The organism is Nostoc sp., from assembly GCF_036919575.1.
Lineage (GTDB): Bacteria > Cyanobacteriota > Cyanobacteriia > Cyanobacteriales > Nostocaceae > Nostoc.
Window position 1 is genome coordinate 1 of the sequence record NZ_JBALBY010000048.1, and the last position, 21167, is coordinate 21167.

Below are 21167 nucleotides of genomic sequence, written 5' to 3' on the forward strand. Positions count from 1 at the left end.
TCCCGAACTCAGAGGTGAAACGCTGCTGCGGCCACGATAGTTTAGGGGTAGCCCTACGCAAAAATAGCTCGATGCCAGGATTCATTATTTCAACTAAAACCCTCAAGCTGTAGTGTAAGCTTGGGGGTTTTAGTTTGTCCTGAACTTTGGGCATGGGTAAATCGCCATGACTCAAGAACTTTGGGATTTAAGGAAGTCTATTCTTGATGGACGTTATGATGATGCTTTAGTAATTGTTGATGAGTTGGAGTTAATGAGTCGAAAGAGTTATATCCGAAATATTAGGAGTTTTCTCATCAGGCTCATTATTCATTTGATTAAAAATCAGGTAGAACAAAGATTAACTAATTCCTGGGTAGCTTCTATTAAAGGCTCGATTTTAGAAATTCAAGATTTAAATTTACAGGATAATAAGACTTCTCATTATGTGAAACAAGGTGAATGAATGGGAGGATTTGCTGGATGCTGCTTATGATGCAGCAATCGATCCTGCATCTGCTGAAATTTTTGATGGTTTGTATACACCTAAGCGATTGCAAGCAATGTTAGAAAAATTACTGATTATGTCCGTAACACAAGATTTTTTAAATTTGACTTATACAAATTCTCAAAAGTCTTTACCTGGTGCTATTGATGAGATGTTGAGTCAGTTACTTGGTGGTCAAGAGTGGGAAGAAGGTAAGTAAAAATAATTATGTGAGGGATTTTTAGTAAATTTATGACATTACCTACTATCACCTAAGACACAAGATAGCTTGCTCCAGGGGATCAGTTAATTGGTTCAAACGTTGCAGTGTCAGAGTTTGAGAAGTTTTTGAAAGACGGGTATTAATGAACTAATATCAGTCAAAGCTGATACCCCAGAATGAATGGGTCATTGGCTCAAGAATCTATAGGGGCAGGTATTCTGGAAGGATCAAAAACCATATTATATCCTCGAAGTCCGGTAGGTTTCGTGGATAAATTTCTGTAAAGCCGAGACGTCCGTAGAATCTCTGTAATCCGGGAAGAGCGAGAACATAGACTGGTGTCGTTGTTCTTAGTAGCAGATGTCGCACTAAGGATGAACCAATTCCTCGGCAACGGTGACTAGACACTATGTATAATCTCAACAGAAATGAGGAAGTTCCTCCAGAATCGATAAGTACAGCACCAATAATTTTTCCTTGGCAAAGAGCTAATATAAGCGTTTTATCCGAACTAGATTGGAGAATTTGAATAGGATCTAAAAGAAAAATAAGAAACAAGACGACTACACTGCTAACCGCGTAGGAAAGTATACCACTGAATAGTGCAACTCCTATAAACCATGCACTAGTGGACAGTAGCCATGCAGAGAGTACGGCAATAAAAACGGTTATGCTAACTGATTTAATTACCCTAAGCCTATTAGAACTAAGCAACTCCAATGGTCTTTGCAAAACGAATAACAAGTAAGATTCCCATCTGTCTGCAAAGTCTCTAGCATAACGAATAATATAACCGGAAGGAAATGAGAAAGAGGATCTCATTTGATATGACTACCGCACTGATCTAGTTTAATTGACTAAGAGACTGAAGTTACTCATCATGAATATCGGTATATAAAATTACTCAATAATATAAATAAATGGCCTACTCTTCCACTACTTCAATCAAATCTTCAATTGATACACCAAAAGCACGGGCTATTTATTTTTTGAACAGCAGTGAGGTCAACCATATTCATCCCAAGGTGTCGAGCATAACTTTTCACTGTGTTGTAGTTTACATTGGCACGTTCAGCCACCTCTTTGATTGTCCAACTTCTTTGTGCTGCAAGTTCTCTAATCTTTTGTCTAACTAGCTCTATTTTTATCTTCACAAAGGCGAGATTCCAGCTTTTGATAATTAATGAGGTGGGACTCAACCTACAATATGAACAACATCAAAAGCGATCGCTCGTCCAGCCTGGAAAACTAATAGAGCGATCGCTAGCTTCGGTTTTAACTTAAGCATGAGAGTCACCTCCCATGCTTAAGTTAAAGGTTTATCGCCCTCTCCCGGTCGTCCCGTGTCCCCCTCCGCTTGTGGTGCAGACATGATTTGCTTTTGCTGTTCTTGTAGCCAGGTTTCAAAGAGTTCATTCAGCAGGCGCACTTTCATGAATTCATCCAGTTGTGCTGGGATAAATTTTTCCAACCGCAAAATCACAAACCAGTCAGCGATGCGGGTAGGCGGTAATATCTGACCTGGTTGACTGCTAGAGAGCATTTGCACCATTACCGGATGTAGTGCATTCAGTTCAATTGGGCCGACTAAACCGCCAGTTTGGGCTTCTGGCCCAAGTGAGTATTCCCGCGCCAAGTCAGCAAAAGAGTTTTCTTTTGCCTGAATTCGGAAGTAAAGTTCTTGGGCAATTCCCACATCCTGGGTTCGCAGCAGGGAATAAATTACTTTGTCTAGTTTTGCCTTTGACTGAAAAAAGTAAGATTCGAGTTTATTACCCCAAGTGGCTTGCTTAAATTTTTCAATTCTCAGCTTACGAGTGGTAATCACTTCTAGTTGATCGAGAGTCAGACCTTGATGTGTCATCCAAGTCTGGATGTCTTCTTCATTTTTGAACTGTTTTTCACCGTAAAACTGCTGTTTAGCTTGGGCTACTTCTTCAGGTGTACACTCTATTGCTACCTTCGCGGAGCGTGAGTTTTGCTCTATTGCCTCATCGATGATCAATTCGCGCTGCAACTGTGGCAGCATTTGGTAATTTGCCAGTAAGGAAATCAGTTCACTAGCTGTGATTGTACGATTACCGATTTGGATCGCTTCAGTCATTAGCTTTCGGTCATCTCAAGAATATCTAGTTTGTTAAAGAAGCTATACCGTAGCTCATTCGCTGGGAGCTTTTGTCTTAATCCTACCGAGTTAGGTACGCTAACCTCACTTTTGCAATAATTACATACTTTAAAATATACAGTTCTTTAAATAAAAGAGCATTTTGGAAAAAGCTTCCGAGAAAGATAAAGATTGAGTAAAGTTAAACTTGGATGACAATCCCTGATTGACGATTTTGTAGATATTCCAAAAAATGCTTAAAGACCATATCTAGTGACAAGCCGCGCTTGCCTTGCACATCTACAAATTCTTGTCGTCTATTAAAAGTTATCAGAGATGGAAAAAGACAGCACATCCTAAGCTGTTGCGTATTTAATTTGTATATTGTAGTGCGGGCATCTTGCCCGCACTACAATATTTTTGGGTTTTCTTGTTATAAAATTTAGCTGCACATCAGCTTATACTGCCTTTTTCCATGAGGATTTAGGGATTTATGTATCCCGCAACCAAAAATTCTAACGTCTACAACGACTCTAAATAGTTCAAAAGATCCGCCATTTCTTGGGCACTAGGTTGGAATTTTGGCATTGGCGGTGTTTCGCCACTGATCACTTGGTGAATCAGTCCATACCGAGACTTGTGCTTTGAAACAGCTTGCAAACTGGGTCCCACTCGCCCATCTGCTTCCAAACCATGACAACCAGCACAGTTAATTTGAAAGATCGCGTGTCCTTGAACTGGGTTTCCTGTTAGGGATAGAACACTCTTGACGTATGGATCGGAGGCTTGAACCAACTGAACACCAAAAAAGCCCAAAGGGACTGCTAGCAGTATGGCCAGCGTCAATAAAACGATGCGCTGAATCAAAATTTCAGGTTTGGTAATCTGGTTATCCAAAAGGTTTGTGGTGAAAATCTAGGTGTACTAAAAAGTTTTCATTTCCTACACATAGCTTAAAAGTTCTTGATTGTGTCTGCAAGCACAGAAGACTATTTTCTTATGGGCGATCGCCCTTAAAAAGGCTGTAGGGCGCAGGATTCATACCAAATTTGGTAAAATCAAAAACAGGCAACGAATATTTAATAATTACAAAGAGGAGATTTCCAGTGGTTGAACCCCTGCTATCAGGTATTGTCCTTGGTCTAGTTTTCGTCACTCTCGCCGGACTGTTTTACGCTGCCTATAAGCAATATAAGCGCCCCAATCAGTTGGGGGGATGAGGATTGCTGAGTTAGGAGTTAGGAGTTAGGAGCAGAGACGCGATTAATCGCGTCTGTACAGGAGTTAGGAGTTAGGAGTTATATTGTTCCTCATCTCCCTTATCTGCCCCTGCTCCCTCACTCCAAATTCTGTAGAAAGTAAGTGATGTGTTGCCGTAAACTTTCTGGCGGTAAATTTCCCAAGCGGGAATCTCTGGTGGTGTCCAACCTTGTGAGGCGTGTTCAACTGCGATTTCACCGCTAGGATCTAAAAGTTGATAGTGAGCGATCGCTTCTAATACTGGCTGGTACAATCCACTGGCATAAGGTGGATCAAAGTAGATTCTGTCAAATTGCTTGCCTGATAAAGTCTTTAACTGTTGGGTAATATCTCCCCGCAATACCCGAAGTTCTTGCTCGGTATTAGCTACCTGCTGCCAATTTTGTTGGATGGTGGCACAGGCTCGGCTTGATTGTTCAATTCCCACTACTAGGCTGGCTCCTCTACACAAAGCCTCTGCACCCATTGAACCAGTACCGGCGCACAAATCTAGCCAGTGGCAACCTGCAATTTGTCCCTGCCAAATATTAAAGACTGCCTCCCTGACTCGCGCACTAGTGGGTCTAGTTTCTTTTCCTGGTAAAGTTTTTAGCTGGCGATTGCCGTAAATTCTCAGACTCATTGGGTATTAGTCATTAGTCATTAGTCATTGGTCATTAGTCTTAGATAAAGGACAAAGAAGAAATGACAAACATAGTGTTAGGCAGGAATTTTTTCGCGGACTTGAGCAACAAAATTAGACAGGATTTGCAATCCGATATTAGAGGATTTTTCGGGGTGAAATTGGACTGCCATCAGGTTTTCATGGGCGATCGCAGCTGTGACGGTTTGAGTACCGTGGGTGACGGTTGCTGCACGGATTAGCGGGTCTATTGGGTCAACATAGTAGGAATGAACAAAATACACCCAAGGATCGGACGGTAAATGCTCCCATAAAATACTTTTTGGCTGAGTCACTTCCAGCTGATTCCAACCCATGTGAGGAATAGTGATGTCAGGTTCTGAACGAAACCGCCGCACTTTTCCTTTGATAATTCCCAGTCCAGGTTGGGTACCTTCTGCACTTGATTCAAAGAGAATTTGCAATCCTAAACAAATTCCTAAGAAAGGTTTACCAGATGCGATCGCTTCTTTAATTGGTTGTTCCAAACCACGCGATCGCAGGTGTTGCACTGCTGGATCAAATGCTCCCACTCCTGGTAGGACTATTGCATCTGCCTGCTCTAATTCCTTTGGAGAATAAGTAACATTAGGAGTTGCCCCAGCTTTTTCCAAGCCTTTGCAGACTGAGTGCAAATTTCCCATCTCGTAGTCTACGACCGCAATAACTGGCATTTACCTGCTCCTTGTAAATTTATTATGGAGGGTTTTTCTATTCTAAATAATATTTGTTATGAAGAAAAGAATTCTATTAACTTCTTTTGATATTTGGTTAAAGGATCAACAGTCGAATTCTGATGATGATTTATTACTTGAAGTGACTAAACTTGATCTGAATACCCCATGACTTAAGTTTTTTATGCCAGTTACCCGTAGATGTGCAACTTGCTAGTACTCAGGTAATTGAACAAATCAATGCAATCCAACCTGATTACATCATCTGTTGTGGCCAGGCTGCAAGCCGTACACAATTAAGTGTGCAAGCAGGTGCTAGCTGTGGAGAAAGTATTTTGCACACAGAAGTTGATTTAGAGAAATTAGTGGCGGGAGTAGCGGCAATTCAGATTAGCCACGACTGCGTAAATTTGTCTGTGTTTGCGTAGCGGACGCACCAGAGTGTCTTTACTATTCAGTGTTGGACTACTTAAGCCAAAAAAACTCAGGGCAAGTTCCGGTTCTCAATCAAGAAAATTTAAGCGAGATACTTGCAAATTTAGTATTAATTATTAACAAACTGGCACTTTCATAAATTTGTCGGTGTCTATATGGTGGAGAAAATATTTAAATTTATGTTGTCATTGTTACTAAATTTTCTGCTTGGCCAAACAACTCCTGCCACGCTACCACCTGAAGAAGTGTTCCAACCACAAGAAGTACGTGCTTTACCAGGACAACTGGATACAGTGCCAACGTTTAACAGTAATAGTCCAGAGTTGGTATTGAAAGAAGGGATTTTACTTTCGACTTTTCCACCAGATGGTAAAAAAGTGCCAACGGCACATTTGAATTTTCCCTTTCGGGGGCGATTTGATATTTTTGCCCACCACATTACTAGGGCGGAACCACCAGAAAATTTGCGTAGGCGTAGCCCGTCGGAGACATCGCTCTATCTGGGGATAATTTTACATAACCCTGGTTCTGAAGCACTGAAGGTAAATATTTGGCAGGCGGCGAGTTATTTGAGTCAACCGGATGCACCATTTATTCAGTTACCATCCTTGAGTCAAAATCTTTTAGGTAAAGTTTTTGCAGGTCCTGGCGATCGCGTCATGTCTGATGTACTTAGGGGAGTGCGACAAGAGATTTTCCCTGCCCAAATTGAGATTCCACCAAGGCAAAGTCGGATGTTATTAAATTTGCCAATTCCTGTACAGGGATTAACACCACCCTTAAATGGTCGGTCTACGTTGATCCGACTGTGGAGTAATGGCACTGTCTATGCAGCTAGCCTTGCGATGTTTGCACGGGTGAATCCTGATGGTAGTGAGCGATCGCCTACCTTAGAAGAGTGGCAACATTTATTAGATAATGGTGATTTGGCTGGCCCACGGGATAAAATTCCCACTCCCCTAGAGCAAACTGGCAAACCTATAATTTATGGACGTGTTGCTGGAGTCGCTGGTGGTTCACGATGGAGAGCCTTATTAGTAGATAATCCTCAAGTCAGCTATCTAACTATTCCCCAGCCTGGTCAAGTGTTTTCCTACGCTCTGAGTACCCTGCATGGCGGTACATTAGGAACTGGTCAAATTCAAAGTGCTACCATGCTGGTGCGCTATCCTGACACCGCATATCGCGCTCATGGCAATTATGGAATTCAATATAATCTCAAGTTGCCGCTATACAACAATACTCAAATTCCTCAAACTGTTAGTGTATCCATACAAACGCCACTCAAAGAGGATCAGTTGGGAAAACCGGGGTTACGCTTTTTGAGTACACCAGCCCCTCAAGTATTTTTCCGAGGAACGGTGCGGGTACGTTACAAAGATGACCAAGGTCAGCCAAAAACAGAGTTTGTGCATTTAGTGCAAAGGAGAGGTCAACCAGGGGAACCCTTAGTTTTATTAAAGATGAAAGCAGGCGATCGCTCCTTAGTAGAAGTAGACTTTCTCTATCCCCCGGATGCTACACCACCACAAGTATTAACAGTCTCAACCCAAGCTGAACCTCGGTAATGAGTCATGGGTAATAGGTAAGAGCTTTCCTCCAATTACCTGTTACCAAAAACTATATTTTCGGATAAATGTTACCTAACAGGGTAGTTAATGTTGCTCCGTGAATTAACTTTTTCATATTGATAAGGCTTTTCACCCCAAGTTTGTGTATTTAGGGTGAATACTTATTCCCCTCCATGCGTTGCAATAGAAAAAGCGAACTATAGCAAGCAATAAAGGGACGGCATGACAACGGATCAAAAAATCAATCAAGAAACTGAGTTAAATTCGCTCCAGCAACTTATTGGAACCCTGATCTTACTGGTTGAGGATGAGCCAGATATAGCAGATTTGCTCATCTTCATTTTAGAAACAGCAGGTGCAGAGGTGATGGCTTTAAGCGATGCAGAAGCAGCCCTTGCTTTGGTAGAATCGCTTCATCCCGATATTCTGGTCTCTAATGTAAAGTTGCCCCATCATGATGGAAATTGGTTAATTGAGCAAATTCGAGTGCATTCTACCCCATCTATAAGAGAGTTGCCCGCGATCGCTATCACTTCTTATACACGAGAGGTTTCAAGTCATAAGGCTTTGAATGCTGGCTTTAATCGATTTCTAGTCAAGCTTGAGAGTCCAGAGGAAATCGTCAGTGAGATTGTTCACCTGCTATCTATCGATCTTTAAATATAACTACCCAGTCTTCATCTCGTTTTTAACGTTGATTTCACCCCATCCGTTTGTAGGGATGGGTGAAATCTTGGATATATTTGTTAATCTTATTGAAAACCTTTTCCTGGCTTTTTTTGCGCTTTACCCTTGGGCTTAGATTTGTTAACATCTCCTAAAGCTTCCTGAAATAAGTTATGCAAATGTATGGGTACACTAGCAATTTCTGGCAACTCTGGCTCAGTAGGTTTGTGGAATTCTTGCAAAAGTGCATCCAAGTCACTTTCAAGGTGAAACTCTGGACGTTGCAAAACAGTTTGCAACACATTTTCTAATTGAGTTGGATACTGTTGTGCTAATCGATGCCAAATAAAAGCATTAATACTTTTATCTTCGAGGTAGTACCGAATTAGTTTTTCAGCCCCTTGAATACTTTGCCAGTCCTCTGCCGATAAAATTGCTTGTACCTTACTATATGTTGGTAAAAACATTTGTCCCCAACGGGGATGAGAAAGAGCCGTTACCTGTTCTGCTTTCTTTAATTCGGCAGGTAAATCAACCTTTGGCATAACCATTTTGCTATTGCCGCTTTTGCTGTTAAACATCTGAGAGACTACGTTTGAGTCAGCACCAAATTCCTCTGCTGCTGCTTTTATTTCATCATCTCCAATGCCAGCCGCTTCTGCCACTTCAGCCAGAGATTTAGAAGTATCAATTCCTGCTGCTGCAAAGGTTTTTTCAGTAATTAATTCTTGAAATTCCGCTATTTTTTTATTAAGCTGGTACCCAGATAGTGTGATTTCATCGGTGCCAAAAAAGTCCACAAATTGCTGATGATATTGTACTACTGACTGCCAAGCTTCCTCTAGCAAGTCGGGAGCATCGCTGTAAAGATTACTTTTATAGTTCTCTTTGAAATTACCAATTGCTACAGCAAGTTTTGGTTTACCCAATTTACCCATCACTGTGTAGGGACCAGAAAACATCCAGTAGCTATCGGTAACAGGAGAAATGCGAGTTAGTAAGATTTCTCCTGGTTTCAACCGAGATATTGCCTGTAATGTTTGAGTATTGTTTGGCTTGACGATGTAGCGTTTATCTGTCAACCAGTTCGTCAATTCAAAACCATCAGGTAGAATATTAGTTATGGCAAATAAGCCAATAAAACTATGATGCCAACTGTTGAGCAGGCTGCGATCGCTCTCTGACAAATCTGGATGGCTGGCGATAAACAACTCTAATGGAGACTTATCGCCGACTTTCCCGGCTGTCAGAAAGCTATCGATGATTAAGTCCTGCTGTGTACTATCCCCACTTCCACGGCGCAACTGTGCTGCTGCATAGGTTTCTAGTGCTTGTGCCAGTTCGCCTTCAGCATCAAGGACAAAATCAACTAAAGCTTGTTTCAATTCGTGCGATCGTTCTAATATGACATCCACAAGTTAATCTCTCGGTGTAACAGATGTAAATTATAGCTTTTGAGAGAATTGCAGCATCTAGCAATAGCTAGATTTATGGAGATGCACACATAGCGGATTTAAGCGTCAGCTTCTCTTAAACTAGATACAAGGCATCACACAAGGTCATTACAGATGGTTGGAATTCCAGATTCTAGCTATATTTCTCCAGAAGACTATCTCAAAGGAGAAGAAACCAGTCCTATCAAGCATGAATATAGAGAAGGACGGGTTTATGCAATGGCAGGGGCAAGTAATGCTCATGTCATTATTTCTCTTAATATTGCTTCAATGTTGAGAAATCATTTGCGCGGGAGTGGTTGTCAGGTTTATATCTCAGACACCAAAGCACATATTGAGTCGATTCACATCTATTACTACCCCGATGTTATAGTAAGTTGTGACCAACGAGATAGAGCTTTTGACAACTTTCTACGTTACCCTTGCTTAATTGTAGAAGTGCTATCTCCGACAACAGAAGCCTTTGACCGAGGTGATAAATTTGCTGACTACCGACAGATGGAGTCACTTCAGGAATATGTACTTGTGAGTCAAACTCGGTTAAATGTTGAGTGTTTTCGCCGCAACCCAGAGAGACAATGGGTACTTTATCCATATAGACAAGAAGATATCATTCATTTGGCAAGTGTAGATTTTCGGTGTGCTGTTGCAGATTTATATGAGGACGTTACTTTTGAATCGCCGTAATTGACTGATTGGAATTGAAGGGTTTTGGATAAACTACGTTTTAACAATTTAAAATCCAAAAAGTTGATGTTGGGTTTCACTTCCCTACGGGACGCTGCGCGAACGTTCAACTCAACCTACAAATCTTCTTAACTGAGGTGAAAAGCTGGTAACTTTCATCTTCTTACTTCTCCCGCCTTTTTTCCTAAGGAAGGTGGATTAAAATAAGATGCAAAACTTCATCCTGTCTCTAGCTTCCCTCTCCAATATATCGGAGAGGGATTGAGGGTGAGGTAAACCAGGGACATAAATTGTATGTTATTTAATTCTTATTCCTAATTGACATTAAGGGTTATGTTATGACTCAAGCTAATTCTGAGGTAAAAGCAAGATGAATCTCGACGTTTTCATCCAAGAGTTGACTGATACTATCAAAAGCGGAACTGAAGAAGACATATTAAAACTAATGTATTTCTCTGACAAGACATTTGAAGGGTTTAATAATGCAGGTGCAGGCAATCTATTTAAGAAAATGCTCTTACTTCCATTTATTGGCTTTAAGGATAAAGACTTGCAAGTAACAATAAGTGAAGTTGAACTGTCAGAGTCAGATAGAGAGAGATTTTTAAAGACGCTTGCTGACAAAGTACAGCTTGAGTGTATTGCTAATCTAACCTATCAAGACGAATTTGAAGAAGAATTCAGCTATTCTGAATTCAGGAGCGATTTCAGCTTCTGCTCCTATTGGTAAAATTGGTGATACATATAAGCTAGTCTTCTTTTAAGCATCTAAGAATACTAAGTTGATGTGCAGCTAAATTGTATAACACGAAAAGCCAAAAATATTGTAGTGCGGGCAAGATGAGCGCGTCCAATATACAAATTAAATACGCAACAGCTTATCAAGTTCGGATGAATACTTATCATTACGAACGAAGTGAAGTAATCGCAGAGATTTTGTGATTGCTTCACTTCGTTGCGATCGCAAATATAAAAAAGCTATCTGTACAGTTGCTCGTTGTGTGTTTTTAGAGAGCAAAATAAAAAGGCAAAAGAAGATTTTCTTTTGCCTTTATTAATTTTTACCTTTTAATAGACACGGTAAATTTCAAGTCTCTACTCCTCGTCGAAATCATCTTCCTCGTCTTCCTCTTCTTCCTCGAAATCGTCGTCGTCTGCGACTTCATCGGCAATTAATTCATCTTCTTCCTCTAGGATTGACCTTTCTGCACGTCTGCTACCAAAACCAGATTCCCCAAGGGTAGGAGAATCTAAATTATAGGTGCGAGCTGTGCGGTCATCTAAGACCATATCCAGGGGATCATCAACTTCATCCAAGACACTACTGCTAATCTCAGCAGCATAATCATCGATCGCACCGGGTTCATCATAGGTATTGTACCCAGTACCAGCCGGAATCAATCGCCCGATAATCACGTTTTCCTTTAATCCGCGCAGCCAGTCCGATTTGCCTTCGATAGCTGCTTCGGTAAGTACCCGTGTTGTCTCTTGGAATGATGCGGCGGAAATAAAGCTGTCGGTGTTCAAGGATGCTTTAGTGATCCCCAACAATACCGGGGTGTACTGTGCCCTAGCACCCCCAGTAATTGCCATAGCTTCGTTCACCTGCTCAACTTGGCGCAGTTCTACCAATTCACCCGGAAGCATAGTGGTATCACCACCATCATCAATCCTGACTTTGTTGGTCATCTGGCGAACAATTACTTCAATGTGCTTATCGGAAATATCAATCCCCTGAGATTGATACACCATTTGCACTTCATTCACCAAGAATGTCTGTACCTTCTGCAAAGCATAGCTAGCACAAGCATAGATTCCATCTTCGGAACCCAGGCTAAAGAAGATTTCCAAAATTTCGTGGGGATTGGATGGCCCATCTGTCAACGGTTGTCCGGCTAACACAGTTGATCCATCAGGCACAATCAAATTTTGTCCTGGGCCTAGAGGATAATCTGTGATTACGCCATTTGATTCTATAACCTTGATGGCGATCGCTTCATCACCACCCTCAGCGTAAACTACCTTAATTTCACCCGCCCGCCGACATAAAATACAAGCTTCTTTCGGTTTACGAGCTTCAAGCAGTTCCTCAATCCGGGGCAAACCTTGAATAATATCTCCGGTTTTGGCACGTTCAAACACCAACAACACCAAGTTATCACCCCGTTGTACCAAATCGCTGTCTTCTATCTGCAACACAGCACCAGGACTGACTCGATAAGGGCGACCGATGCGGGTAGTAATAACGTAGTTTTTAGTACTCAAAGCTGATTCCTCACCAGATGCAGCAGTGGCACTTTTAATATCCACTACTTGCCCTGATTCTGGGGCAAAAACTCCCGGAGCAACTTCTGTACCTTCTACTAGCAAGTCACCCACTTTCACCTTAGGCTGAGTACTAGTATTCATAGTCAGCATGTCAGTGGGGCGCAACACCAAGCAGCGACGCACGTTTTCGGTTCCTTTTTGAACGCCCCGAACTATCCCCCCTTCTTTAGACAAGATTTGAGTACGTGCGACCACAGAACCTGGGGCGATGGTTAGCCCATCTTCTACCTCAAGTGTCGTCTCGGTACTACCTTGGGTGGCATCGGCGGTAATGTCTCGACGAATTACCAAGGACTCCAAAATCACCAGTTGCAAGCGCTGAACTTCTGGGTCTTCGGTATCCTGTACCAATTCAATATCTGCTGCTAGGGGCGAAGCATTGTGGTCTTGTTCTCCTTCTTGCTCAATTTCCAGCACCAGCTGGGTTCGCAGCAGTTCCACACCTTCAACGGACTTGACGCGTTCCGAATCTTTGTAAGGTAGTCGCTGCACTGCCCGCAACTGAATCGATCGCCCGGTTTGTTGACTTACAGATGTAGTTGATGGCACATCGGGATTATCCGGTACGGCAAACTCAACTACTGGACGACTCAACAGGGCAGGGCCTTCTGGTGTCTCCACATACTGGATATAGCGCAATTCCGTAGCCACACTACCTTGAAACTCTTCACCTGGCTGGATGAAGGTGTTATCTCGCCCGATAACTGCTTCTGGATCGTCCACCATTAGTAGTTCCCCAGGCTTAACCACAACTTCCCGCAGGATGTCGTTTTTCTGGGTCACTTCTACCACACCGCTGTTTTGGCAGAAAATATCTTTTACTACCTCGGTGCCAGCTTCTACAAACTGACCGTCTTCTACCAATAGCAAGGAGATATCTTTATTAACTTCGTGGCTTTCTTCGGGAATCCACAAGAGGGTACCGCCCTGCACGACTTCATAACCCAGCTTGGCTTTGCCTTTTTTCTGGACTTCTACACCCGCGAATTTCAGGAATCCACCAGTGGTTGTGCGATAGCGGTCATCAATTAACTCGGCTACTACTTGACCATTTTGCACTTTTGTGCTAGGTGTAGCTCGCAGGTTAAATATCTGGTTGTTGCCAGTGGAGACTAAGTAATTATTGCGACCTTGGGAACTTTGGACTGTTACCGTTGCCTGGTCTAAGACTACAGAAGCGGTGATAATCTCAATTTCCCTAGTACTCTTACCTGGATTAACTTCGGGCAAGCGCACCACACCGCCGTGCAAAGTGCTTAACTTGGTTTCTGCTAAAACTCCATTCGAGGCGATCGCATCACCATTTTTGACAACCAATTCTGCACCGGGCGGCAAGTTGTAAACTTCCCCAGACAAGACCCAAATCAAGCCACCGCGTGCGGCTGTGGTTGTGGTATTACCCTGACGGTCAGTTTTTTGTTCTGGAACTACTTCGGCAAATTGCACTTCCCCTGCCAAGTCAGAGGCGACATCTTTAACAGCTTTTTCTGTATTAGTCCGAGTTGTGCGTCCACCGAGGGCAACCTCTGCCAACAACTGACCTTGTTTTACCTGATTTCCATCAAATACATATAATGTTGAACCTTGAGTCAGATGAACCTCTTGGTTGTCTGGGATAACATCACCTACTTTTGTTGGCTCCAAAAGCAGGATACCATTAGCCTCAACATACAGGGCATCTTCACCGTGGCGGGTACGATAGGTTCTGGTCTTCAGTTTGCGGGGAAGCTTGACAGTCCCATCGATTTTAGACCGAACTTGTTGCGCCACTTCTCCAGTAAACACACCACCTGTGTGGAATGTCCGCATGGTTAACTGGGTACCAGGTTCGCCGATACTTTGGGCGGCAATAATTCCCACAGCTTCGCCCAAATCCACCATTTTGGCGTGTGCCAAACTCCAGCCGTAGCAGTGTTGACAGACAGAACGTGCGGCTTCACAAGTTAGGGGCGATCGCACCACAACTTCTCCCACCCCAGATTTTTCAATTTTCTTCGCCAAATCCTCAGAAATTGGGGAATTACGTGCTGCAATCACTTCTTTTGTCACCGGATGCAGCACATCTTCACCAATTACCCGTCCCATCAAGCGGGTTGCCAAAGGAATTAAAGTTTTGGCACCTTCTGTCATTGGTCGAATGCTAAGACCTCTGGTGGTGCCGCAATCAAATTCCCGAATAATCACATCCTGGGATACATCCACCAACCGGCGGGTGAGATAACCAGAGTCAGCCGTCCGCAAGGCAGTATCCACCAATCCTTTTCTGGCACCGTAAGACGAAATAATATATTCCGTCACAGTTAATCCTTCACGGAAGTTGGTTTTGATGGGCAAATCGATAATTTCCCCTTGAGGGTCAGCCATCAGTCCCCGCATCCCCACCAATTGCCGGACTTGGGAGATGTTACCCCGCGCCCCGGAGAACGCCATCATGTATACGGAGTTCAGGGGATTAGTCTTCTTGAAGTGGACGACTACTTCATCTTTCAAGGCTTCACTAGTACCGTTCCAGGTATCAATTACCTTTTGGAAACGCTCTACTTCAGTGATTTCTCCCCGTTGGTAACGGATTTCAGTAGCCCGAATTTCTTCTTCGGCTGCTTCTAGCAGCAATCGCTTAGTTGGTGGCACCATCAAATCATCTACACTGATGGAAACCCCTGCTTTGGTAGCGTAGCGAAATCCCAAATCTTTCAATTTGTCCGCCATCACTGCGGTTCGCGCCGTTCCAAAATTTGTAAAAGCCCAAGAAATTAAATTTCTCAGTTGGCCTTTGTCAACCACACGATTGCGAAAAATCATTTTTTCGTTAGTCATTAGTCATTAGTCCTGAGTCATTGGGAGTCGGGAGTCGGGAGTAGGGAATAGGGAGTAGGGAATTCATCACCACTCCCCACTCCCCACTCACCACTCCCTTAGCTTGCTAGTGCTTCCTGAATGGCATTATTGTAAATAACGCGACCAGGAGTCGTGTATATATACTGTGAAAGTACATTGCCTTTAGCGTCTTGTCTGACTCGGCGGAACTTATAGAGTAATGTCCGGCTACCATCGTCGTTTTCCGTCACTTTCACGGGTTCCGTATCCGGTAGGTCTGATTCTATTTCCCCGTCAAATCGCACGTAAATATAGGCGTGCAAGTCAACTTGATCTTGCTGGTAAGCCATAATTACGTCATCTAGCGAATAAAAGTACTTTCCTGCGCCTTTTGTCGCACCGGGATTTTCTGCTGTTAAGTAATACGCTCCCAACACCATATCTTGGCTGGGCGTAATAATCGGTTTCCCTGTGGCTGGTGACAAAATATTGTTAGAAGCCAACATCAGCAACCGCGCTTCCGCCTGACTTTCTAAGGACAGAGGGACGTGTACCGCCATTTGGTCGCCGTCAAAGTCGGCGTTAAACGCTGGACACACCAGAGGATGTAGTTGAATCGCTCTACCTTCTACTAAAATCGGTTCAAAAGACTGAATACCTAAGCGGTGCAACGTTGGTGCCCGATTTAGCATTACAGGATGTCCTTCAATTACCTCTTCCAGCACATCCCATACACTGGGGTCATTACGCGATATCAGCTTTTTCGCAGCTTTGATGTTATTTACCATGCCGCTACGAATCAGGCGGTTAATCACAAATGGTTGAAATAGCTCAATTGCCATTTCTCTAGGCAAACCGCACTGGTGAATTTTCAGCTTTGGCCCGACCACAATTACCGAACGTCCAGAGTAATCAACCCGTTTACCTAACAAGTTTTGTCGGAAACGTCCTTGCTTACCCTCAATAATGTCGGACAAAGATTTCAGGGGTCGGTTATTTGCCCCTACCACCGTGCGTCCCCGACGACCATTGTCAATCAAAGCATCCACTGCTTCTTGCAGCATCCGCTTTTCGTTCCGCACAATAATCTCTGGTGCCAAAATTTCTTGCAAGCGTGCCAAACGATTGTTGCGGTTAATTACCCGCCGATACAAATCATTTAAATCGCTGGTGGCAAACCGTCCGCCATCTAGTTGCACCATTGGGCGCAAGTCGGGGGGAATCACGGGAATCACTGCCATTACCATCCACTCTGGTTTGGAACCAGTAGCAATGAAGTTGTCAATCACCCGCAGTCGTTTAATTAGCTTGGCTCTCTTTTGTCCCTTGGCGTTGCCAATTTCTTCGCGTAGGCTTTCGGCTTCTTGTTCTAAATTAATATCGGCAAGCAAGCGCAACAGTGCTTCAGCACCAATACCTACCTCTACGCCCTGTAGAAGAGAATCTTCGCTATAAATTTGGTCTTCAATTTCCAACCACTGGTCTTCACTCAGTAGCTGTTTGTAAGTTAAAGTTTCGGCATTACCTGCACTCAGGACAACATAAGAGTTGAAATAGACAATCTGCTCGACATCCCGTAAAGGCATATCCAACAGGATGGAAATATAGCTAGGAATCCCTTTGAGATACCAGACGTGAGCTACTGGTGCAGCGAGTTTAATATAGCCCATGCGGTGGCGACGCACCCGTGACTCGGTAACTTCTACCCCACAGCGCTCACAGACAATACCTCTGTGACGAACTCTTTTATACTTACCACAATGGCATTCCCAATCTTTCGCAGGGCCAAAGATGCGCTCACAAAATAAGCCATCCATTTCTGGCTTGAGAGTTCGGTAATTAATCGTTTCTGGCTTGGTAACTTCACCGACTACCTGACCATTGGGCAATGTTCTCTCGCCCCACTGTCGAATGCGTTCAGGGGAAGCCAAGCCGATTTTTACGTAGTCAAACTGATTAGTTTGGGCAGGTCTCATATTTAGTCATTAGTCATTAGTCATTAGTCATTAGTCATTGGTCGTTAGTCCTTAGTCCTTTGTCATTAGTAAAGGACTAAGGACTATTGACTATTGATTATTCGTCATCGTCCATCGATTCGCGGGAAAGAGATTCGTAGGTGGGTCGAGGAGGTGTACGACGGGCTGATTGGTCTGCCATCAAATCGACTTCCACATCTAGGGAACTGCCGTCTGCTTGGGTTTCTACCTTGTGTACGGCAATGTCTAACCCCAATGATTGCAACTCGCGCATTAGCACCTTAAAGGATTCTGGGGTTCCCGGTCGGGGAATTGCCTTACCTTTAACGATCGCATTTAATGCTTCATTCCGTCCTTGCATATCGTCAGATTTGACTGTCAGCAATTCCTGTAAGGTGTAAGCTGCACCAAAGGCTTCCAATGCCCACACTTCCATTTCACCAAACCGCTGACCACCTTGTTGGGCTTTACCACCCAAGGGTTGTTGAGTCACCAGTGAGTATGGCCCTGTGGAACGAGCGTGGATCTTATCATCCACCAAATGCACCAGCTTCAGCATATAAGCCACACCGATAGTGATTGCTCGGTCAAACGGTTCGCCTGTACGACCGTCATACACCATGATTTTGCCTGGATTATCTGGGTTATATACCCAGTCTTTCCCTGTTTCGTCTCGTGCTTCTTGCAATTTGCCATGCACGATTCGGCGGGATGACTCTTCCCCATACATTTCGTCAAAGGGAGTAATCTTAAATCGCACTCCCAAGGTTTGACCAGCCCAACCCAAAAGGCATTCAAATACTTGTCCGACGTTCATCCGACTGGGTACGCCCAAGGGGTTAAGCACGATGTCCACTGGTGAACCATCGGGCAAATAAGGCATATCTTCCGCTGGCAATATCCGAGAAATAATCCCTTTATTACCGTGGCGTCCTGCCATTTTGTCACCAACTTGGATTTTGCGTTTTTGGGCAACATATACCCGAACTACCATATTCGCTCCTGGTGGCAGTTCATCGCCTTGCTCACGAGTAAACAAGCGCACATCAACTACGCGACCTTTTTCACCATTTGGTACTCGCAGAGAATTGTCCCGCACATCCCGCGCTTTTTCACCGAAGATGGCACGCAACAGTTTTTCTTCTGGCGGTTGGTCAGATTCACCTTTGGGTGTTACCTTACCCACCAAGATATCTCCAGCTTCTACCCACGCCCCAATGCGAATGATTCCTTGTTCATCCAACTGACGCAAGGCATCTTCCCCGACGTTGGGAATTTCTCTGGTGATTTCTTCTGGCCCCAGTTTCGTCTGTCTAGCTTCAATTTCATATTTTTCAATGTGAATTGAGGTGTAGACATCATCTTGCACCAGTCTTTCGGAAATTAAAATTGCGTCTTCGTAGTTGTAGCCTTCCCAAGGCATATAGGCAACTACAATATTTTGTCCTAGCGCCAATTCACCGCCTTCGGTGGAGGAGCCATCAGCTAACACCTGACCAGCAACAACACGTTCACCAATGCGGACGAGGGGTTTCTGATTTAAACAGGTATCTTGGTTTGAGCGTTGGTACTTGGAAAGGGTGTACTTAATTTCTGGGGTTGCTGCTTTCGGACGGACACGAATTTCTGTGGCATCTACATAAGTTACATCGCCATCGGTACGCGATACAACTACCATCCCAGAGTCTCTTGCACCTTGGGCTTCCAAACCAGTACCCACCAGAGGACGTTCTGGCTTGAGCAGAGGTACTGCTTGCCGTTGCATGTTCGACCCCATCAGCGCTCGGTTAGCGTCATCATGCTCCAAGAAGGGAATCATGCTGGTCGCTACCGACACAATCTGTACGGGAGATACTGCTACGTAGTCCACCTGTTCTGGTGTTGTGGTGGAAAATTCTTGGCGATAGCGTACTGGCACTTGCGGCCCAATAATGTGCCCAGTTTCATCTACAGGTATATCTCCAGGAGCAACCCGCAGGTCGTCTTCTTCATCGGCTGTCATGTAGGCTGGAGGCACGTCAAATCTAACTCGCCCATTTTCTACAGGTCTAAATGGCGTTTCTAAGAAGCCGTACAGATTCACCCGTGCATGGGTTGCTAAGGAGCCAATCAATCCGGCGTTGGGACCTTCTGGTGTCTCAATGGGGCAAATACGTCCATAGTGACTAGGATGAATATCCCGCACAGCAAACCCAGCGCGTTCGCGGGTTAAACCGCCAGGGCCAAGGGCACTCAGACGGCGTTTGTGGGTCAGTTCTGCTAGGGGATTTGTTTGATCCATGAACTGACTTAACTGGCTGGAACCAAAGAATTCTTTAATTGCTGCTACCAGTGGTTTAGGGTTCACCAAGGAAGCAGGGGTAAGCACTTCGGCATCAGATACGGTCATCCGTTCCCGAATAATTCTCTCTAGTCGATTTAACCCCACCCGTACTTGGTTTTGCAGCAATTCACCCACGCTTCTCACTCGACGATTGCCTAAGTGGTCAATGTCGTCGATATTACCGATATCATATTCTAGGTTGATCAGGTAATCTACGGCTGCTAAGATATCACCAGCAGTCAACACGCGCATTGTGTCGGGGACAGAAAGGCGCAATTTCTTGTTGAGCTTGTAGCGTCCGACGCGACCAAGGTCATAACGTTTCGGGTCAAAGAAACGAGAGTCTAGGAGTTGTTGTCCACCTAACACTGTGGGTGGTTCACCAGGACGCAGTTTGCGATATAACTCCATCAAGGCTTCTTCTTCAGAGAATTGCCCTTCTTTTTCGATGGTTTTTTGGAAATATTCTGGATGGCGTAAGGCGTCAAAGATTTCGTTGTCTGATAACCCTAAAGCTTTTAGAAGTACTTGCGCTGATAGTTTACGGGTTTTGTCGATGCGTACCCACACCAAATCGTTACGGTCTGTTTCAAATTTCAGCCATGCTCCCCGGTTGGGGATTAAGCTAGCTGAATAAGTACGTCGCCCGTTTTTGTCTATTTCTGATTTGTAATAAACTCCTGGCGATCGCACTATTTGGTTGACAATTACCCGCTCGGCTCCGTTAATAATAAACGTGCCGCGATCGGTCATCAAAGGCAAATCCCCAATAAATACCTCTTGCTCTTTGATTTCCCCTGTTTCTTTGTTAATCAGGCGTGTAGGTACATACATTTGCACGGCATAGGTACTATCCCGCCGTTTGGCTTCTTCGACGCTGTACTTTGGCTCCTTGAGTTTGTAGTTATGACCCAAAAAGTGCAGTTCTAATTTGCCCGTATAATCTGTGATCGGACTAAAGGAGTTAAGTTCTTCTATCAGCCCTTCTTCCAAAAACCAGCGAAAGCTGGACCTCTGGATTTCAATCAAGTCGGGCAACAGAAAGGCGGGTTCCATGTATGTTTCTTTAGTCATGCCTCTACCTTTGTCAACCTAGTTAAATTTTCCCTTGGACACTGCTGTTTGACGCTTCCCACTGCTAGCCAGTGTCCTTAGCTGTTTGGGAACTTTTTATTACACACTTGCTATTTACAGGTGTGGGCAAACGCAGCGATTAAAGCTGGCTGTAATGAGCAATTTCGACAAGGGAGTAATCGTCCCTAATCGGTGACTCAGAAGCCAAAAACCAACTATAGTATTGATTCAAGAAGAATATACAGTTGAGATATTCCTGAGTTTGATCTACTTTCCTCACTTCCCCTCCAAAAAGCGCGTTAATTTGCTGACGCAGCTCCACGCGATGTGTCTTAAATCCACTCCGGCGTTTATACTCTCAGTGATATCCTAGATATCTTAAGACTGAGGGAATGATCCGTACCTTGTCGGCTTGGAATCAGAATCACTTCATTTTGCTGAATTGTAC

The 21167-nt window shown here is 44.0% G+C and carries 16 protein-coding genes and 1 pseudogene; 8 read left to right on the plus strand and 9 right to left on the minus strand.

Annotation, left to right across the window (positions count from 1 at the left end):
* Positions 1-166: 166 nt before the first annotated feature.
* On the plus strand, positions 167-445 hold the full coding sequence (locus tag V7K27_RS14130) for a DUF29 family protein (protein WP_334948138.1): 279 nt from the start codon (positions 167-169) through the stop codon (positions 443-445).
* Entirely contained in the window at positions 438-686 is a 249-nt protein-coding gene (locus tag V7K27_RS14135) for a hypothetical protein (RefSeq protein ID WP_334948140.1), read from the plus strand. Before V7K27_RS14130 ends, V7K27_RS14135 begins: the two co-directional genes overlap by 8 nt.
* Before the next feature lie 204 nt (positions 687-890).
* Here V7K27_RS14135 and V7K27_RS36495 read toward each other — a convergent pair whose 3' ends face one another.
* From V7K27_RS36495 to V7K27_RS14145, 3 genes are all read right to left on the minus strand, one after another.
* Positions 891-1511, minus strand: a complete 621-nt coding sequence (locus V7K27_RS36495) for a GNAT family N-acetyltransferase (RefSeq protein ID WP_442947618.1) — start codon at positions 1509-1511, stop codon at positions 891-893.
* 484 nt (positions 1512-1995) lie between these two features.
* Entirely contained in the window at positions 1996-2793 is a 798-nt protein-coding gene (locus V7K27_RS14140; RefSeq protein WP_334948142.1) for a peptidylprolyl isomerase, read from the minus strand.
* Positions 2794-3315: 522 nt separating this feature from the next.
* Positions 3316-3690: a c-type cytochrome gene (locus V7K27_RS14145; RefSeq protein ID WP_099100046.1), complete on the minus strand. Its 375-nt coding sequence runs from the start codon at positions 3688-3690 to the stop codon at positions 3316-3318.
* Between the two features lie 209 nt (positions 3691-3899).
* Here V7K27_RS14145 and petG point away from each other — a divergent pair, with 209 nt between their 5' ends.
* Positions 3900-4013 (plus strand): cytochrome b6-f complex subunit V, encoded by a 114-nt coding sequence (gene petG / locus V7K27_RS14150; RefSeq protein WP_063721252.1) that lies wholly within the window; start codon positions 3900-3902, stop codon positions 4011-4013.
* A gap of 71 nt (positions 4014-4084) precedes the next feature.
* Here petG and rsmD read toward each other — a convergent pair whose 3' ends face one another.
* Together rsmD and hisH are read right to left on the minus strand one after the other, a co-directional pair.
* Positions 4085-4675, minus strand: a complete 591-nt coding sequence (gene rsmD, locus V7K27_RS14155) for a 16S rRNA (guanine(966)-N(2))-methyltransferase RsmD (protein ID WP_334948144.1) — start codon at positions 4673-4675, stop codon at positions 4085-4087.
* A 77-nt stretch (positions 4676-4752) separates the two neighbouring features.
* The gene (gene hisH / locus V7K27_RS14160; protein ID WP_109006740.1) at positions 4753-5388 is read right to left on the minus strand and encodes an imidazole glycerol phosphate synthase subunit HisH; all 636 of its coding nucleotides are present in this window, start codon (positions 5386-5388) and stop codon (positions 4753-4755) included.
* A gap of 58 nt (positions 5389-5446) precedes the next feature.
* Here hisH and V7K27_RS14165 point away from each other — a divergent pair.
* From V7K27_RS14165 to V7K27_RS14175, 3 genes and pseudogenes are all read left to right on the plus strand, one after another.
* Positions 5447-5962: pseudogene (locus V7K27_RS14165) on the plus strand (peptidase C15).
* Between the two features lie 40 nt (positions 5963-6002).
* Entirely contained in the window at positions 6003-7391 is a 1389-nt protein-coding gene (locus V7K27_RS14170) for a DUF3370 domain-containing protein (RefSeq protein WP_334948146.1), read from the plus strand.
* A 225-nt stretch (positions 7392-7616) separates the two neighbouring features.
* Positions 7617-8054 carry a response regulator gene (locus V7K27_RS14175; protein ID WP_334948148.1) on the plus strand — a complete coding sequence of 146 codons (438 nt, stop codon included), beginning with the start codon at positions 7617-7619 and terminating at the stop codon, positions 8052-8054.
* Between the two features lie 92 nt (positions 8055-8146).
* On the opposite strand, the gene V7K27_RS14180 is transcribed toward V7K27_RS14175, so the two are convergent.
* Entirely contained in the window at positions 8147-9475 is a 1329-nt protein-coding gene (locus tag V7K27_RS14180) for a hypothetical protein (protein WP_334948150.1), read from the minus strand.
* 153 nt (positions 9476-9628) lie between these two features.
* Here V7K27_RS14180 and V7K27_RS14185 point away from each other — a divergent pair, with 153 nt between their 5' ends.
* Both V7K27_RS14185 and V7K27_RS14190 read left to right on the plus strand, forming a co-directional pair.
* A complete protein-coding gene (locus V7K27_RS14185; protein WP_334948152.1) occupies positions 9629-10201 on the plus strand; it encodes a Uma2 family endonuclease in 573 nt (190 codons plus the stop codon).
* A gap of 370 nt (positions 10202-10571) precedes the next feature.
* Entirely contained in the window at positions 10572-10931 is a 360-nt protein-coding gene (locus V7K27_RS14190) for a hypothetical protein (protein WP_334948154.1), read from the plus strand.
* A gap of 365 nt (positions 10932-11296) precedes the next feature.
* Here V7K27_RS14190 and V7K27_RS14195 read toward each other — a convergent pair whose 3' ends face one another.
* From V7K27_RS14195 to rpoB, 3 genes are all read right to left on the minus strand, one after another.
* A complete protein-coding gene (locus V7K27_RS14195; RefSeq protein WP_334948156.1) occupies positions 11297-15346 on the minus strand; it encodes a DNA-directed RNA polymerase subunit beta'' in 4050 nt (1349 codons plus the stop codon).
* 98 nt (positions 15347-15444) lie between these two features.
* Entirely contained in the window at positions 15445-17322 is a 1878-nt protein-coding gene (locus V7K27_RS14200) for a DNA-directed RNA polymerase subunit gamma (protein ID WP_334948158.1), read from the minus strand.
* A gap of 97 nt (positions 17323-17419) precedes the next feature.
* Positions 17420-20719, minus strand: coding sequence for a DNA-directed RNA polymerase subunit beta (gene rpoB, locus V7K27_RS14205; protein WP_334948160.1), 3300 nt, complete (start codon positions 20717-20719; stop codon positions 17420-17422).
* Positions 20720-21167 lie beyond the last annotated feature (448 nt).